This is a genomic window from Actinomadura sp. DC4, assembly GCF_030406325.1.
Taxonomy (GTDB): domain Bacteria; phylum Actinomycetota; class Actinomycetes; order Streptosporangiales; family Streptosporangiaceae; genus Actinoallomurus.
In genome coordinates, this window is record NZ_JAUEQY010000016.1 from 99,829 (window position 1) to 115,910 (window position 16,082).

The window sequence follows — 16,082 nt, forward strand, 5'->3', positions numbered from 1 at the left end:
AGGGCGCCTCTGATCGCTGCGGCGAACGCCTTGCCTGTCGCGTGAGTCGGTCATGTTCAGCGTCGGCCACGTCCAGGGCGTGAGTGTCGCTTTGGGCGCCGCCGCCCTGTGGCGAGCGCGCCTCTGGTCGCCGGGCGTCCGGGTGTGCGCGGAGGCGGTGATCGGCGGCGCGCCGCGCGATCCGGCGGCGCGGCTTGGCCGTCGTGAGAGCCGGGTGCGTCCGCGGTGTGAGTGACGCTTCGGCTGTCGTCGTGTTTTGACGGGAAAGTCGCTGATGGTCGGGCATCCGGGGCGTGGGGTCAGGCGTCCAACAGGAGCACGTTCTCTCTTGGTTCGAAGGGGCGTCACCGTGTCAGAGGATGCCGGCCTGAACGTCTACCAGATCGCCTACGTCTGCGGTGGCCCGGCTCGGGTCGCCATGGTGGCCCTCGTTGGTCTCTACGAGGACGACGAGATCGCGATCGCCCTCACACGGCGGCGGGTCACCGTGCTGGACCGGGCCAGCCGTGATCCGGTGCGTGCGGCGGCGGTCGCGCTGATTCCCGACGCCGGGCGGACGCTCGGCTCCGTCCTGTCCGCGGTCGCCGCCTCCGACGCCGTCGCAGAGATCGGGCGGGCGTTGCGTGACCGCGGCCTGCTCTCCGGAGCCCGGCTCACCGCGCTCTGGGCCTCACCGCGAACACGCATCACCCGGAGCCTGCGCCGCCGGATCGTGGCGGGTCTGCCCACCGCGCCCGACGACCCCCGGCGCGTGGCGACCATGGGCTCGGCGGGCATCGGGGATCCAGCGCTGCGTCAGGTCTTCGCGACCGCCGACGCCGAACTCGGCTAGTAGTGCTTTGTTAGGTGGATAAGGCGAAGGGTTGGTGGCAGGTGGGGCAGTGGCCTGTCCAGGTCGCGAGCAGTGCTTGGAGTTCGCGGAGGATTTTGTAGAGGGTCAGGCCGCCCCGGCTGCTTTTGGGCTGGTCAGCCGCAGTGTTGTGAGGAACAGGTGGGCGGCGGTCACGAGGGTGAGGTGGCGGTTCCAGCCGGTCCAGGTGCGTCCTTCGTAGTGGTCGATGCCCAGGCCGGTTTTGAGTTCGCGGTAGTCGTGTTCGATGCGCCAGCGGATCTTCCCCCACCGGACCAGGTCGTGGAGTGGGGTGTGGGCGGGCAGGTTCGACAGCCAGTATTTGACCGGCTCGTCCTCTTCGGCTGGCCATTGGGCGATCAGCCATGCCGCCGGCAGGGTGCCGTCCTCGTTGTAGCGGGGGCGGCGGCCGGCCGGGCGGATCCGCAACGCGACGAACTCGGCCGCCAGCTCACCTTTGGAGCCCTGGCGCCACACCACGCGGCGGGCGGCGGTGCGGCCGGCGGCCAGCACATGCTCGCGCAAAGAGATCGGCTTGTCGCGGTAACGCGGCAGGCCACGCCAGCGTTTGTCCCGATGGGGAAGCAGTTCGGGGACGGCGTCGGCGGCGTGAGCGGTGGCTGTGCCCTTGACCTGCACGATGTAGCCCAGATCCCGCTCAGCCAACGCGGCCCGGAACAAAGCGTTGTCGCCGTATCCGGCGTCCGCGCAGATCACCGGCACCTCCAGGCCCCAGCCGCGCAGCTCATCGAGCATCTCGATCGCCAGCTGCCACTTCGGCCGGTTCCGCTCACCATCGGGAATCCCGGCCCGCGCACGCCGGCGCTGGACCTGCTCGGCGATGCCGGTGTCATCAGTGCAGGCATCGTCCCAGGACTCAGGGATGAACAGCCGCCAGTCAAGCGCGGCCGAGGCATGGTCGGTAACCGCGTGCACGCTCACCCCGATCTGGCAGTTGCCGACCTTGCCCAACGTCCCCGAATACTGCCGCGCCACCCCGGGCGAGGACGTCCCGTACTTGGGGAACCCGGTGTCATCGATCACCCACGCCACCGGACCCACCACCCGCTGAACCCGGGCCGCCAGCCGACGCCGCACCGCAGCGAAATCCCACGTCGAAGAACTCATGAACTGCTGCAACCGCTGATGATCCACACCAAGACGTTCCGCCATCGGCTGCATCGACTTACGCTGCCCATCCAGCAACAGACCCCGCACATACAACCCACCCGTGACCCGCTGATCCGACCGAGCCAACGACGCGAACACCTCAGCGGTGAACTCCTCCAACCGCGACCGGACCGCGGCGATCTCTCCAAGCTCCACACAAGATCATCGCCACCAAGACCACAAACGTAACAAAGCACTACTAGGGCCTGTCTCGAAGTCCCGCTGTCCTACTGCGCGGCGTCCAGGCGGCGTCTCGCCGCGTTGTCGTCTGCGGAGTGAGCCGACGTCCGCTGCGGTGTCCGTACCGCGACGGCCGGCCCGTGCCGCGACGACCGAGACCCGTAACACGACAGCCGACGCCCGCACCGCGATGACCGCGCCCTACGGTCCGCCGCGTCGGCGCAGGACCACCTTGAGGCCGTTGGTCGCCTGGACCAGCCAGAACACGGACAGCAGCCCCAACCCGGCGAAGAACACCGTGTAAGTCGTACCCAGGTGACCGCGGAGCAGGCTGTACACACTCCCGCCCAGGCACACCAGCGCGGCGAACACGCTCAGGTAACCGACGGCCAGGTTTCTCGGTGTGAACCGCCACCACGGGTCGTCGGCGGGCCAGCGGACGTCGTTCGGATCTCCCCTGTTCGTCATGCCACCGATCCTCCGCGCCGAAGCCAACACCCCGCTTCGGCCGAAAGGCCGATCTCAACGACACGGCATCGGCCATTCGGCCGATACGAAGTCCCGCACCCCCGGTGGAGCCGCACGCCCGGAAAAGGCGGCATGCTCGATGCCATGACCAGCGCACGTCTCGACGGCGGCCCCCCGCCCACACGCCGCGTGCCTCTGGCGATCGAGATCGCGGCCCTGGTGTTCCTGGCGGTGGTCGACATCGTGTCGATCCTGCACGAACCACCCGCCCACGGCCTGACGGCGGGTCTGGCCACCGCGGTCATACCGGGATTCGGCCCGGCGGCGGCGGCCCTCGCCATGCTCCGCCGCCGCTTCACGGCGCGGATCGGCCCGCTCGCCGCCGGCGTCATCGGGATCAGTGCGCTGAACACCACGCTGGCCGCCCTGACCCCCGGCGACCAGACGCCCGGCCTGACGGAGATCCTGGCGATCGCCCTGCTCGTCGGCGCGGCCTGCCGCCGGCTGGACCGGTACGCGGCGATCGGGCTGGCCGCCGCCGGAGGCGTCGCGATGACGGTCGCCCCGATGGTGAGGTTCGGATCGGGACCCTCGGCGGGGCTGCTCGCGGTGCCCGCGGCGCTCCTGTGGGGCGGCTCGCTCGCCGTCGGCCTGGTCCTGCGCGACACCGACGGCCGCCGCCGGGCCGCCCTCGCCGAGGCGCGTACGGCCGAGCGCCTGCGTCTCGCCCGCGAACTCCATGACTTCGTCGCCCACCACGTGACCGGCATCGTCGTACGCGCCCAGGCCGCGCGGGTCGTCGCCACCGCCGGGACCGACGCGGAGGTCTTCCGTGAGATCGAGGAGGCCGGCTCCGACGCCCTGACCGCGATGCGGCGGCTCGTGGGCATGCTGCGGACCGACTCCCAGGGCCCGCCGCCGTACGCCGGCGGCATTCGCGCGGCCGTGCTCGACGCCACCTCGAAGCACGACGGGATCGCCCCCGACCTCCCGGACGAACTGGACCGTCTCTCCCTCGCGCCCGAGACCGTCACGACCGTGCACCGGGTCGTCCTGGAGGCGCTGACCAACGTCCGCCGCCACGCGCCGGGGGCGACGGACGTACGGGTGGCCGCGCGCGTCCAGCGGGACGCCCTGGTCGTGGAGGTCGTCAACGACGGCGTACGCGGCTCCGCCGGCGACGGAGGAGGCTACGGACTGATCGGCATGACCGAGCGGGTCACCGCGCTCGGGGGTACACTCCGCGCCGGTGCGGAGTCCGGACGGCGCTGGCGGATCACCGTACGCCTGCCGCTCGACGACGCGCCGGAGGTGGCTCGATGAGCATCCGCGTCCTCGTGGCCGACGACCAGGCGATGGTACGCACCGGGTTCCGGCTCATCCTCGACGCCGAACCCGACATCGAAGTGGTCGGCGAGGCCGCGGACGGCGAGGCGGCGGTGGGCCGGGCCCGCGACCTGCGCCCCGACGTGACGCTCATGGACATCCGGATGCCGCGCATCGACGGGCTCCAGGCCACTCGCCTGCTCGCCGGGCCGGACGTCCCCGAGCCCCTGCGCGTCGTCGTGGTCACCACCTACGACGAGGACGAGAACGTCTACTCCGCCCTGCGCGCGGGCGCGTGCGGCTTCCTGCTCAAAGACGCCGGCCCCCGGCTCCTGGTCGAGGCCGTACGCGCGGCGGCGGACGGAGAGTCGCTCGTCTCGCCGTCGATCACGACGCGGCTGCTGGCGCGCTTCGCCACGACGACCTCCACGGCTGCCGGCCCGGGCGAGCCGCTGACCGCCCGTGAGCTGGAGGTCGTACGCGCCGTGGCACGCGGTTTCACCAACGCGGAGATCTGCGACGAACTCGTCATCTCACTCTCGACGGTCAAGACGCACCTGGCCGGCGTCCAGCGCAAACTCGGCCTGCGCAACCGGACCGAAATCGCGATCTGGGCCTGGGAGAGCCGCCTGGTCGGCTAACCGCGCCGTACGACGAGGGTGCGGGCCACCATGTCGCCGAAGCGCTGGTTGCGGGCGCTGAAGGCGATCGCGAGCGCGCCCACCAGGCCGAAGAAGTAGCCGTCCACGACGACCATCAGCCAGCGGATCGTGTACGTCCGCAGCGGCGGGTCCTCGCCGTGTTCGGTGATGACGCGGAGCCCGAGGCAGCGCATCCCCGGTGTGCCGCCGAGCCAGCGGTACGGCACCCACACCTCGATGAACCAGTTGTCGGCGATCAGCACGAGGATGAACACGGTCAGCGTGACGTACGTCAGGGGAAGCCGCCCGCCGCCGTGCGGCATGCGCAGGACGAAGTGCAGGCCGAGTACGAGGACGAGGAACGCCGGTACGGAGGCGATCAGCCGGTCGACGCCGAACTGGACGTACCTGCGGATGATCAGGCCGGACACGCGCACCATCATGTCACGGGGGACGATACGGCCGCGAAGGCGCGGGTAGGGGCCGGGGATGGACAAAGGATCACTTGCCCGCTGGACCCGCCGCCATCCGGACGGCAGCCTGGGCCTTCGGCTGTTCCTCGCCTGCCTGGCGGTGTTCCTCGTCGCGGTGCCGTTCACCGGGCTGGCGGCCCTCGTGGACACGCGCTGGGGACCGCTGCGGCGGCTGGACCTGTCCAGCACGAAGCACGCCAACTCCTGGGTGCTGCACCACCACGCGCTGGTGTCGCCGCTGCGGGCCACGTCCTACATCTTCCACGCCTGGGTGTTCCGCCTGATCGTGACCGGGCTCGCGGTGTGGCTGTTCCACCAGGGCGCGAGACGCCTGGCGGCGTGGGCGATGACCACCCTGGTCGCGGCGGGATTCCTCGACGTCCTGCTCAAGGTGGTGATCGACCGCCCGCGGCCGACGCTGCCCAGCGCCATCGCGCACGCGCCGGGCGGCTCGTTCCCCTCGGGGCACGCCCTGACGGCGGTGGTCGGCACCACGACGATCGTGCTCATCCTGCTGCCGGTGCTGCACGGCCGGTGGCGCGTCGTGGCCTGGGCGGCCGCGATCCTGATCAGCGTCGCGTCGGGCGCGTGCCGGGTGCTGCTCGGCGTGCACTTCGTCAGCGACGTCCTCGCGGGCTGGATCCTGGGCGCCGCGATCGTCGTGGGCACCTCGGCGGCGTTCGAGACCTGGCGCCGCGACGAGGGCCGCGAGCCGGTCCACCCGATCCAGGAGGGTACGGAGCCGGAGGCCGCGGAGGAGATCGCCGGCCACGGAGACCACTCACACGCCACCTGAGCCGTACGGAAAGTGAGCCGACGGCGCCACCCGGAACGACGAGCCGGACCGGCCGAGTAAGGCGCCATCGCCCACGCACCGGGTGACGCGTTTCTGAAAACGCGCCGGTCGCGGTGGTGGGCGACGCGGTGGTCATTCCGCCGGCGGGCAGGCGGCAGCCTGGGAGGCCTCGTCGCTGCGGCCCGCCAGGGCTGATGTGTGTGCTACAAGAACGACGCGGTCACCGACCGGACCATCGTGACGACGCGTCCGGCGATGACAGACGAACGTGGCCCGGCGAGATGGCGCAGGCCCGTTCCCGGTTCATTCAGTGTCGCCGCGATCCGCGTGTCGAACAACGCAGGCGACTTCGACGCAACCGGTAGCCCCGCTCCTCGGGCTGGTGCGCCAATCGATCTGGACCTCCAATGAGTCGACCATGCCGACCTCCTCCAGGGAATGGAAGGCTTCTGCGACTCATGACCTTCATGCCACGGCTGCTCCGTTTCGACGGGTCACGCGGCACGGGGCACCGGGCAGAGGGGCAGAAGGTCTGGGGTCTTGGCCTTCTCAAGGCAGAAGTGTATGCGGCGCGACCTCCTCTGCCTAGGTCGGCCCGAGGGCCCGGATCGATATGGCACTTGAGGTGTTAGGTGTCGGCGATCGGCGCTCCTTGACTTTCATTCACGACAAATTGTGTACGACCAGGTCAAACAGTTGCTGACATCTGGTCGAGGGCCTCTTGGATGAGTTCGAGGGAACGGTCGGCGTCGTAGGTCCACTTTTGTAGCCCCTCGAACGCCTCGCGGTATTCGGCGACCGCCGCGTCCCGCCCCATGAGGGTGAGGTCGCCGCCGCGGGCGTTTTCGAGGAACAGGACCTCGCCGAGGTCGGCGTCGAACTCCAGCACGGTGAACGGCCCCTTCATGCCGAAGTGCGCCCCGGCCTCGAAGGGGATGATCTGGATGGTCGTGTTAGGCCGCTGGGCCGCCTCGATCACGAAGCGGAGCTGGGCCGGCATGATGCCCTTGCCTCCCGGCAGGGTGGCGCCCACGCGCCGGCGGATCGCCGCCTCATCGAGGATGTAGAACTGGTCGGGCGCCGGGTCGCGGTCGCGCAACTGGTCCTGGCGGCTCATCCGGATGCCGGCCAGGGTGGCGATGGCCTCCTCGCCGATGTCACCGACGTATTCGCGGAGCACGACCCTGGCGTAGTCCTCCGTCTGCAGCAGGCCTGGCACGAGCGAGCTCTCGAACTGCCGGATATGGGAGGCGCCCATCTCGTAACCGAGGTAGGTACGAAAGTTGGAGTCAAGATCTGATTGGTACGCCTGCCACCACCCGCGCTCCCGGGTGCCGCGAGCGAGGTCCGTCAGCCGTTCGACGTCACCGTCCTCGCTCACCCCGTAATGGCGGAGGAGCGCCTGCAGATCGGTGGTGGATATGCCGACGGTGCCACCTTCGATGCGGATGAGTTTGGAGGGGGACCAATCAAGTGCCCGGGCGACCTCGTCTTGGAGCTTTTTTGCCTCTTTGCGTAGCCTGACCAGCTCACTTGTCAGGATTGCCCGCTGGACGACAGGTCCTTGACCGGATGCCATCACTATCAACTCACTCTCAGTGTCGCGGATGCCAGCTGCGGACAGGCTGGTCGCTGACAACGCCGCCGCAATCAGCCAGGTTGCAGATGCAAGTGTGGACCCGTACGCACCTTTGTGATCAAGGAATCGCCTAGTCGACGGACACTGCAAGCCAGCGTACTGCAGGCGTCCTTCTTCAGCTAGAAGTCGGCTAGGTTATGTTAGCCAGGTGGCAGACTGCAGCTCTACCAATTGCCAGCAATGAAGGCTACGATGCGTGAATAACACGGTCGGCGACGGACATGCTTCGCGAATGTCGCGTTGGGTAGCTCGTGACAGGACGGGTCATTTGTCCTGGTCAGGTACACGACTGGACTTCCGGCGGAGCGGATGGATCCCCTGGGCGCGGACGGGGCGGGGCACATCGCGTACGGGATTCACCATGGGTCGGCGCACCGAGGACGTGGGGCGGGCTGGACCGCGGAAGAAAGGGGGCCGGGTATCGGAAAACCCATTACGCACTATTCATGCGACCTAATTGGCAGGGCCGCCTCGTTCTCTCCTCGCGGGTCCGCCGGCAAGCATGATCCCGGTGAGGCGAGGCGAAGCGGCCCCGGTTGAACCTCCTGAGGAGGCTCGTCTGTGCGTACAACACTGCCGCCGGAGAGCGGCGCGTGTCCAGTTTCCAGCATAAGCCAGAAGTTCATTCCTGACTACGCTGCGTCATGGCTGCTGTCGGCCATATCGGGAAACCCGCCACGCCGGCGAGAAGGATTCCCAGCCCCCGAACTCGCCGCCGCACCCCCATGCTGGAGACTCGCATGAACGTCATGCAGCCCGTGCACAGGAGCATCCTGGCACTGGATATCGAGAGCTCAACGAGCGAAGAACGCACCAATCCGATCAAGGCCGAACTCCGCCACGAGGTATACCGGTTCCTCCGGGCGGCCCTCACGTACGCGCGAATAGAGGAGGAGATCTGCGACCGCTTCGAAGACCGCGGTGACGGAGTCCTGGCCCTGATCCACCCGGTCGACCACGCGCCGAAGACGTACCTGCTCAGCCGTTTCATGCCGGAGCTATGCCGGCTGCTGGTCGACTACAACCGTGAACTGCCCGCCGACGAGCGCGGGCGCAGGGGACTGCGGCTGCGCGTCGTCGTGCACGCCGGCGAGATCCATCTCGACGACAACGGCTACTTCGGCGAGGCGCTCGACCTCGCCTGCCGGCTGCTGGACGCCCCGGTCTTCAAGAAGACCCTGCTCCAGTCGGTCAGCGCCCCGGCGGCCCTCGTCGTCTCCGACGAGATCTACTGGAACATCGTCAAGCACGGCTACGAGGGCCTGCGCAAGGAGACGTTCCAGCCCGACGTCAGCGTGCGCATGGCCGGACGGCGCCACCGAGGCTACGTCCACCTCCCGGCGGTCGAACTGGAGCCGGCCGTTCTCGGAGGCGCGGTCGCGATCGGCCCGGGGATCCGTGCGATCGGGGCGCGTACGCCCGCGGCGTAGGACAGGGAAGACGACGGGCGGCCACGGCCGGAACAGAGGCGGTCGCCCGTAAGGTGTCCCGGGCTCACTCGCGAGCCGGGTCCGGCAACGGCGCCGGACCCGTGTCGACCAGGTCGGCGCCGAGACGCTCGAAAGCGGCGACGCGGAGCTGCGACTCCTTGCCGCCGCGCTCCACAACCCCCAGGATCAACGTCTCCACCAGCGCGAACGCGGGTACGAGCGTGACGAACGGCGGGGGCCCCTCCACCGTCGTGGTCAGCAGGACCGCCGCCGAGGAGGCCAGCGGGCTGAGGTAGGGGTCCGTGCACACGACCAGCGACGCGCCCTGGTCCGCGGCGGCGCGGCCGAAGGCGACCGTGTCGCGCTGGTAGCGCCGGTAGTCGAACGCCACGACGACCGTCGTCTCGTCCACGTCCAGCAGCGCGGAGGCCCGCGCCCCCGGCACGTTCGCGACGTGCCGGACGTGCGGGCGCAGCAGGCCGAGGAACGAGGTCAGGTGCGCGGCGAGCGTCCAGGAGAACCGCCCGCCGGTGACCAGCACCGTACGACCGCGGTCGGCGATCAGGTCGGCCGCCGCCGCGAGCTCGGCCGGGTCCTGGGAGCGCATGCTGTCGGCCAGGGCCGAGACGAACGATCGCGCGCGTACCGTCAGCGGCTCGCCCTCCGCCGGATAATCCTGCAACGGCCCCGACGTACGGGCCGACAGCTCGGTGCGCAGCGCGTCCTGGATCTGTGGATAACCGGGATACCCCAGCTTGGTCACCAGTCGCAGCACGGTCGGCGGGCTGACGTTCGCCACCTCGGCCAGCCGGGCGATCGGCTGCAGCCCGGCCGCCGGATAGTCGCCGAGCAGCGCCTGCGCGACGCGCAGCTCGGCAGGGGTCAGCTCGCGCCGCCGGCGGCGGAGCGCGTCGGCGACGGTGCGGTCCAGCGCGTTCACGGGCTCAGTGCCTCCACCGCGTCCGGGCGGCGATCTCCTCGGGCGCCATGCCGTCGAACAGCGCGATCTCTCCCCGCCGTACGACCGCGATGGTGTCGACCAGGCCCTCGCCCAGCACCTCCTTGAGCACCGCGTCGGTCTCGAACGCCTCGACCGCCGCTCCCAGCGACGACGGCAGCGGCGGGACGCCCTCCAGCGACGCCGGGTCGACCTCCACCGGCTCGGGCAGCGTGCCGTCCTCGGCCAGGCCCGCGGCGCCCGCGGCGAGCAGCGCGGCCAAAGCGAGGTAGGGGTTGGCGGCCGCGTCGAAGCACTTGACCTCCAGGTTGGCCGCCTGGGAGCGGCTGCCGGCCGCGCCCGTGACGAACCGCAGCGCGGCCTCGCGGTTCTCCAGGCCCCAGCAGGCGTACGCCCCGGCCCAGTGGGAGGGGACCAGGCGCAGGTAGCTGGCGACGGACGGCGCGCCGACCGCCAGCAGGCCGGGCAGCCTGGCCAGGATGCCCGCGGCGAACCCCTCGCCGCCCGCGGTGAGGCCGAAGCGGCCCTCGCCGCCGGCCATGAGGTTGTCACCGTCGCGCCACAGGCTCAGGTGGATGTGCGCGCCGTTGCCCACGCCGTCGGCGAGCACCTTCGGGGAGAAGGTCGCGCGCAGGCCGTGGTTCTGACTGACCGCCCGGATCGTCTCGCGGACCAGCACGAACGTGTCCGCCGCCCCCACCGGGTCCTCCGGTGCGACCGAGACCTCGTACTGACCGGCGGCGTACTCCGGGTGGATCTGCTCCACCGCGACACCCGCCGCCGACAGCGCGCCGACCACGTCGCGCAGGTAACCGGCGCGTTCGGTGAGCCGGATCATCCCGTACGCCGGTCCGGCGCAGGCGGGGACGAAGTCGTCGCCGTCCCCGATCGAGACCGCCCACTCGACCTCGAACGCCGCCTTGACCGACAGGCCCGAGGCGGCGAGCCGCGCGACCTCCCGGGCGGCGAGGCTGCGCGCGTCGAGCGGGTGCGGCTCGCCCTCCTGGTCGTAGCGGTCGGCGGGCGCCCAGGCCCATCCGGGGCAGGCGCTCAGCACGGCCAGCCGCCCGAGGTCGGGGTGCAGCCGCAGGTCACCGACCGGCCCGCCCGCGAACCGGCCGGACGCGATGGAGTCGTCGATCAGGAAGGCGTCGAAGACCGGCGACATGCCGATGCCCCACGCCGCGGCGTGTTCCAGCCGGGCGAGCGGTACCGCCTTGACCCTCGTGACACCGCTCGTGTCCACCCACGTGACGGCGACGTCGGCGATGCCCCGCGTGGCGAGATCGCCGGCCGCCCGCCGTGCGGCCGAGGCCCGTCGAGCGCGTTCCTGCTGATCCATCACACCCACCTCAGGTCGATGAAATATGTGTTACACGAAACGACAGCTCTTTCATATTCATTACGGGAGGCCCAAAATACGACCACGACGATGATCACGTCGAGAGGAGTGGCATGACCCAGCCATCATCTTCGAGTCCGTCCGGCCCGCGCCTGAGCCGGACGCTGAGCGTCTGGCAGGCGGTCGGGCTGTCGGTCGCGCTCATGGCACCGAGCATGGCCGCCAACATCAACCCGCAGGGCACCGTCACCTCCGCGGGCCGGGCGGTGCCCCTGGCCTTCCTGCTCGCCGGCGTCGCCGTCATCCTGGTCGCGTACGGCTTCGTCCGGCTCTGCCAGTACTTCCACCACGCGGGCTCGGCGTACGCGTTCGTCGGCGCGACGCTCGGGCCGCGCTCGGGCGTCGTCGCGGGCTGGGGCCTGCTCGGCACCTACACCTTCTACGGCGTCGTGACCTCCTCCGCCACCGGCATCTTCGGCACGGCCTTCCTCCAGGAGATCGGCGTCTGGCCGCATCCGCCGAGCTGGGCGCCGTTCATCCTCGTCGCGATCGCCATCGCCGCCGCCCTGGCGCTCACCATCTCCCCGGCCAGGCGCGGCACGACCATCCTGCTCAGCGTCGAGGGCGCGACCGTCGCGCTGATCCTCGTCGTCACCGCGATCGTCCTCGTACGGCTCGTGTCCGGCTCGGCCCCAGGCGACCACGGCTTCACGCTCAGCGTGTTCGAGGTGCAGCCCGGCACGAGCACGTCGGCGCTGTTCCTCGGCGTGGTCTTCGGCTTCCTGTCCTTCGCCGGCTTCGAGGCCGCGGCCACGCTCGGTGAGGAGGCGGCCGAGCCCAAGCGCGACATTCCCCGCGCCATCCTCGGCACGGCGATCTTCGGCGGCATCTACTTCACCGTCGTCACCGCGGTCGAGATGATGGGCTTCGGCGCCGACACGAAGGGCGTCGCGGCGTTCGGGAAGTCCCCCTCGCTCCTCGGCGACCTCGGCAGCTCCTACGTCGGGTCCTGGGTCGGTCACGTCATCACGCTCGGCGCGGCGATCAGCGCCTTCGGCTGCTGCCTGGCCTGCATGGTCGGCGCCTCACGGCTGCTGTTCGCGCTGTCCCGCGACACCGCGGGCGGGCGCGGGCCCGGCCGGGTCGGGCGGACCGGCACGCCGGCCGTCGCCGCGGGCGTCGTGGCGGCCGGGATGGCGCTGATCATTGTGATCTGCGTCTCGTTCTTCTCGGCCGAGGCCGAGGACACCTTCATCTGGTCGGGCACGATCGGCACGCTGATCCTGCTCGTCGCGTACGTCCTGACCACCATCGGGGCCATCCGCCTCGTATTCGTGCAGCGTAAGATGCCAGTGCCCATGTGGCAGGTCGTGATCCCGATCGCCGCGCTGCTCATCCTCGGCTACACCCTCTACCGCAACGTGATCCCCTACCCGTCCTCCGGCGCAGCGCAGTGGTTCCCGGTCGTCTCCGGCGGCTGGCTCGTGATCGCCGTCGTCGCCGTCCTGGTCGCGCCCGGTGTTTCTCAGCGGCTCGGCCGGGCACTGGCCGAGAACGAAGGCATCAGCCTGGCCGAGAGCGCCCCGCCCGGGACGATCGCCGCGCCGGACACGAGCGGCTGACCGCGAGCCCATCCCCTGACGAAAGGACGAACCCCCGAAGTGCCCCCGCTGCTGTCCTCCGTCGAGGCGCTGCGTCTCGTCGACCATCACTGCCATGGGGTCGTGTCGGACGACCTCGACCGGAACGCCTTCGAGTCCCTGCTCACCGAGGCCGAGGCCCCCGGGCCGCTCGGCGGCACCCTCTTCGACTCCCAGATCGGTTTCGCCGTACGCCGCTGGTGCGCACCGGTGCTCGACCTGCCGCCGCACGCGTCGCCGGAGGACTACCTCCGGCGGCGCGCCGAGCTCGGCGCCGCCGAGGTGAACCACCGCTTCCTCCGCACGGCCGGAATCGAGGCGCTCTGCGTCGACACCGGCTTCGCGCCCGGATCGATCGTGTCGTTTTCGGAGATGGGCGCGCTCGCGGACGCCTCGGTACACGAGATCGTACGGCTGGAACAGGTCGCCGAGGAGGTGGCCGCGGCCGGGCCGGGCGCGGAGGGCTTCGCCGACGCGTTCCGTACGCGCCTGCATGAGCGCACCGCCTCGGCCGTCGGCCTGAAGTCGATCGCCGCCTACCGGGTCGGGCTGGCGCTACCCGGCGAACGGCCCGCCGAGGCGGAGGTCACGGCGGCGGCCGGTCGCTGGCTCGCGTCGATCGAGGCCGGCGGCCCCGTACGCCTCGCCGACCCGACCCTCCAGGCCTTCCTGGTGTGGTGCGGGGTCGACCGCGGGCTGCCGATCCAGTTCCACGTCGGGTACGGCGACGCGGACGTCGACCTGCACCGCTGCGACCCGCTGCTGCTGACCGACCTGATCCGCGCGGTCGAGCCCAGCGGCACCCCGATCTTGCTGCTGCACAACTACCCGTTCCACCGGCACGCGGGCTATCTCGCGCAGGTGTTCCCGCACGTCTTCGTCGACGTCGGGCTGGCCACGCACAACCTCGGGCACGGCGCGCCGGCGCTGATCGCCGAGACGCTGGAGCTGGCCCCGTTCGGGAAGTTCCTGTTCTCATCCGACGCGTTCGGGCTGCCCGAGCTGTACCACCTTGGCACACTGCTGTTCCGCCAGGGACTGTCCGGCTTCCTGCGATCCGGGCTGGATGACGAGGCCTGGACCGAGGACGACGCCGACCGCATCGCCCGGCTGGCCGGCGGTGAGAACGCCCGCCGCGTCTACGGACTGGAGACGCGCTGATGGAACGGAGCGAAGACCTGCTGCCGAACGACCTGCACCTGAAACTGCGCGCCGCGGTGGCCGACGAGCTCCCCAACGCCATCGCGCTCCGCCACCGCCTCCACGCCGACCCGAGGGTCTCCGGCAACGAGGCCGACACCACCGTTGAGGTCGTGCGCACGCTCGACGCCGGGCCTGGTCACGAGGCGGCCGGCACCGGCCGCGTCGTACGGATCGGCGACGACGGACCGGCCGTGGCCCTGCGCGCCGAGCTCGACGCGCTGCCCATCGTCGAGCGCACCGGCGTTCCGTGGGCCTCACAGGGGACCGCGATGCACGCCTGCGGCCACGACGTCCACCTCGCCGCGCTGGTCGCGGTCGGCCGCGCCGCCGCGCGCATCGGCGTGGACGTGCCGATCCTCGCCGTCCTGCAGCCGCGCGAGGAGAGCTCGCCCTCGGGCGCCGAGGACATCGTCCGCTCGGGCCTCCTCGCCGAGCACGACGTACGGGCGATCGTCGCGGCGCACCTGCAGCCGCGCCTGCCGGACGGCGTGGTCGCGGTGACGCCGGGCCCGGTCAACGCGGCCACCGACGAGTTCGAGATCACCGTCGAGGGCGTCGGAGGCCACGCCGGCTACCCGCACATCGCCCGCGACCCGGTCCTGGCGCTGTGCCAGACCGTCGTCAGCCTCCAGCAGGTGGCGAGCCGCCGCTTCGACCCCGTACAGGGCGCGGTCTGCTCGGTCGGCCAGATCGCGGGCGGCTCGGCGGTGAACGTCGTCCCCGAGACCGCGTCCGCCCGTGGAACGGTCCGAGTCATGCGCGACACCGACCGCGCGGTCGCCGCCGACCTGATCCGCGAGATCGTGGACCACACGGCCGCCGCGTACGGCTGCACGGGCCGGGTGCGCTTCGACCCGGGCGAGCCGGTGCTGGTCAACGACCCGGAGCTGGCCGCCGGCGCCGCCGCTCACCTGAGCGCGGCCGGGGTCGTCACCGACGGGAGCTTCCGCTCCTACGGCGCGGACGACTTCTCGCACTACTGCGGCGTGACGCGGGGCCTGATGATGTTCGTCGGCACCGCACCGCCGGACGCCGGGAACGCTCCAGGCCTGCACCACGAGGGGTTCCTGCCCGCCGACCGCATGATCGCCCGCACCGCCGACGCACTGCTGGCGGGCTACCTCGCGGCGATCAGTACGACCCTGACGCCTTAGTCTGCGGCCATGGACGTACGACCCGCGGTCGATGAGGACCTCCCGGCGATCGCGAAGATCGCCACGGCCAACGACGATGACGCCGGGGCCGACCCGCGCTACGTCTCCCACCTGCGGAACAACGGCCTGTTCCTGGTGGCGGAGGCGGACGGCGCGCTGGTCGGCTACTGCGGCATCCGGCGGACCGCCGAGGCCACGATGCTGACCGACCTGTTCGTCGACCCGGACCGGCACGGCGGCGGGGCCGGGCGGCGGCTGCTCGAGGTGGCGCTCGGCGGTGCCGGGGAGCGGTTCACGTTCGCCTCGCGGGACCCGCGGGCGATGTCGCTGTACGTCCGGTACGGGATGGTTCCGCGCTGGCCGTTGCTCTATCTGTCCGGGCCGCCCGCCGGCGCGGCCGCGCTGCGCGCGGAGCGCGTCACCCTCGACGAGGCGGGCGCCGCCGAGCGCGCGCTGACCGGGCGCGACCGCACCGCCGACTACGCGTACTGGGCCACGACACCGAAGGCCACGGGCCTGGTCGTACGGGACGAGGGGAAGATCGCCGCGACCGGCGCGGCCGCCCCGGACGGGCTGTTCCACCTGGTCACCGGGGACGGTCACGACCCCGCGGCCACGCTCACCGCGGCCCTGACCACTTTCGAGGCCGCCCGCGTACGCGTGTGCCTGCCGGGTCCGCACCCCGCTCTGCCCTACCTCCTGGAGGCCCGGTGGCGGATCGAGGACCTGGACCAGTACCTGTCGACCCGTACGGACCTGGTGAGCCCGGCCTCCGTGCTCTCGCCCTCACTCGCCTGACCGCCAGGGAGCGC

15 protein-coding genes and 1 pseudogene are annotated in these 16,082 nt (G+C 70.9%); 9 read left to right on the forward strand and 7 right to left on the reverse strand.

Features of this window, described 5'->3' with window-relative positions:
* Window positions 1–274 precede the first annotated feature (274 nt).
* Complete coding sequence (locus tag QWU11_RS25530) at window positions 275–832, forward strand: TIGR04222 domain-containing membrane protein (RefSeq protein ID WP_290117097.1); 558 nt, start codon at window positions 275–277, stop codon at window positions 830–832.
* A 105-nt stretch (window positions 833–937) separates the two neighbouring features.
* Here QWU11_RS25530 and QWU11_RS25535 read toward each other — a convergent pair whose 3' ends face one another.
* Both QWU11_RS25535 and QWU11_RS25540 read right to left on the reverse strand, forming a co-directional pair.
* Window positions 938–2,176 carry an IS701 family transposase gene (locus QWU11_RS25535; protein ID WP_290116934.1) on the reverse strand — a complete coding sequence of 413 codons (1,239 nt, stop codon included), beginning with the start codon at window positions 2,174–2,176 and terminating at the stop codon, window positions 938–940.
* Window positions 2,177–2,401: 225 nt separating this feature from the next.
* A complete protein-coding gene (locus QWU11_RS25540; protein ID WP_290116935.1) occupies window positions 2,402–2,668 on the reverse strand; it encodes a hypothetical protein in 267 nt (88 codons plus the stop codon).
* 144 nt (window positions 2,669–2,812) lie between these two features.
* Between QWU11_RS25540 and QWU11_RS25545 the strand changes: the two genes are divergently transcribed.
* Both QWU11_RS25545 and QWU11_RS25550 read left to right on the forward strand, forming a co-directional pair.
* Window positions 2,813–3,991, forward strand: a complete 1,179-nt coding sequence (locus QWU11_RS25545; protein WP_290116936.1) for a histidine kinase — start codon at window positions 2,813–2,815, stop codon at window positions 3,989–3,991.
* Window positions 3,988–4,635: a response regulator transcription factor gene (locus QWU11_RS25550; RefSeq protein ID WP_290116937.1), complete on the forward strand. Its 648-nt coding sequence runs from the start codon at window positions 3,988–3,990 to the stop codon at window positions 4,633–4,635. The genes QWU11_RS25545 and QWU11_RS25550 overlap by 4 nt, the downstream gene beginning before the upstream one ends.
* On the opposite strand, the gene QWU11_RS25555 is transcribed toward QWU11_RS25550, so the two are convergent.
* Window positions 4,632–5,066, reverse strand: a complete 435-nt coding sequence (locus tag QWU11_RS25555) for an RDD family protein (RefSeq protein WP_290116938.1) — start codon at window positions 5,064–5,066, stop codon at window positions 4,632–4,634. The genes QWU11_RS25550 and QWU11_RS25555 overlap by 4 nt on opposite strands.
* A 58-nt stretch (window positions 5,067–5,124) precedes the next feature.
* Between QWU11_RS25555 and QWU11_RS25560 the strand changes: the two genes are divergently transcribed.
* A complete protein-coding gene (locus QWU11_RS25560; RefSeq protein ID WP_290116939.1) occupies window positions 5,125–5,904 on the forward strand; it encodes a phosphatase PAP2 family protein in 780 nt (259 codons plus the stop codon).
* A gap of 688 nt (window positions 5,905–6,592) precedes the next feature.
* Here the strand turns inward: QWU11_RS25560 and QWU11_RS25565 are convergent.
* Both QWU11_RS25565 and QWU11_RS47455 read right to left on the reverse strand, forming a co-directional pair.
* On the reverse strand, window positions 6,593–7,285 hold the full coding sequence (locus QWU11_RS25565) for a DUF5753 domain-containing protein (RefSeq protein WP_354670906.1): 693 nt from the start codon (window positions 7,283–7,285) through the stop codon (window positions 6,593–6,595).
* Window positions 7,286–7,483, reverse strand: a pseudogene (locus QWU11_RS47455) (helix-turn-helix transcriptional regulator); the annotation flags it as partial.
* 800 nt (window positions 7,484–8,283) lie between these two features.
* On the opposite strand from QWU11_RS47455, the gene QWU11_RS25570 reads away from it, so the two are divergent.
* A complete protein-coding gene (locus QWU11_RS25570) occupies window positions 8,284–8,973 on the forward strand; it encodes a hypothetical protein (protein WP_290116940.1) in 690 nt (229 codons plus the stop codon).
* Between the two features lie 64 nt (window positions 8,974–9,037).
* Here QWU11_RS25570 and QWU11_RS25575 read toward each other — a convergent pair whose 3' ends face one another.
* Complete coding sequence (locus tag QWU11_RS25575; protein WP_290116941.1) at window positions 9,038–9,913, reverse strand: MurR/RpiR family transcriptional regulator; 876 nt, start codon at window positions 9,911–9,913, stop codon at window positions 9,038–9,040.
* 4 nt (window positions 9,914–9,917) lie between these two features.
* On the reverse strand, window positions 9,918–11,273 hold the full coding sequence (locus QWU11_RS25580) for a glutamine synthetase family protein (RefSeq protein ID WP_290116942.1): 1,356 nt from the start codon (window positions 11,271–11,273) through the stop codon (window positions 9,918–9,920).
* Between the two features lie 113 nt (window positions 11,274–11,386).
* On the opposite strand from QWU11_RS25580, the gene QWU11_RS25585 reads away from it, so the two are divergent.
* From QWU11_RS25585 to QWU11_RS25600, 4 genes are read left to right on the forward strand one after another with little or no spacing between them, the layout of a single operon-like run.
* Entirely contained in the window at window positions 11,387–12,895 is a 1,509-nt protein-coding gene (locus tag QWU11_RS25585) for an APC family permease (protein WP_290116943.1), read from the forward strand.
* Window positions 12,896–12,934: 39 nt separating this feature from the next.
* Window positions 12,935–14,074, forward strand: coding sequence for an amidohydrolase family protein (locus QWU11_RS25590; protein WP_290116944.1), 1,140 nt, complete (start codon window positions 12,935–12,937; stop codon window positions 14,072–14,074).
* Window positions 14,074–15,270: a M20 family metallopeptidase gene (locus tag QWU11_RS25595; RefSeq protein ID WP_290116945.1), complete on the forward strand. Its 1,197-nt coding sequence runs from the start codon at window positions 14,074–14,076 to the stop codon at window positions 15,268–15,270. The genes QWU11_RS25590 and QWU11_RS25595 overlap by 1 nt, the downstream gene beginning before the upstream one ends.
* Window positions 15,271–15,279: 9 nt before the next feature.
* On the forward strand, window positions 15,280–16,068 hold the full coding sequence (locus QWU11_RS25600; protein WP_290116946.1) for a GNAT family N-acetyltransferase: 789 nt from the start codon (window positions 15,280–15,282) through the stop codon (window positions 16,066–16,068).
* Window positions 16,069–16,082 lie beyond the last annotated feature (14 nt).

Coding starts and splice junctions, on each gene's coding strand:
- QWU11_RS25540 (WP_290116935.1), bottom strand. CDS start 2,668: ATGACGAACAGGGGAGATCCGAACGACGTCCGCTGGCCCGCCGACGAC.
- QWU11_RS25550 (WP_290116937.1), top strand. CDS start 3,988: ATGAGCATCCGCGTCCTCGTGGCCGACGACCAGGCGATGGTACGCACC.
- QWU11_RS25530 (WP_290117097.1), top strand. CDS start 275: ATGGTCGGGCATCCGGGGCGTGGGGTCAGGCGTCCAACAGGAGCACGT.
- QWU11_RS25560 (WP_290116939.1), top strand. CDS start 5,125: ATGGACAAAGGATCACTTGCCCGCTGGACCCGCCGCCATCCGGACGGC.
- QWU11_RS25570 (WP_290116940.1), top strand. CDS start 8,284: ATGAACGTCATGCAGCCCGTGCACAGGAGCATCCTGGCACTGGATATC.
- QWU11_RS25595 (WP_290116945.1), top strand. CDS start 14,074: ATGGAACGGAGCGAAGACCTGCTGCCGAACGACCTGCACCTGAAACTG.
- QWU11_RS25545 (WP_290116936.1), top strand. CDS start 2,813: ATGACCAGCGCACGTCTCGACGGCGGCCCCCCGCCCACACGCCGCGTG.
- QWU11_RS25600 (WP_290116946.1), top strand. CDS start 15,280: ATGGACGTACGACCCGCGGTCGATGAGGACCTCCCGGCGATCGCGAAG.
- QWU11_RS25585 (WP_290116943.1), top strand. CDS start 11,387: ATGACCCAGCCATCATCTTCGAGTCCGTCCGGCCCGCGCCTGAGCCGG.
- QWU11_RS25580 (WP_290116942.1), bottom strand. CDS start 11,273: ATGGATCAGCAGGAACGCGCTCGACGGGCCTCGGCCGCACGGCGGGCG.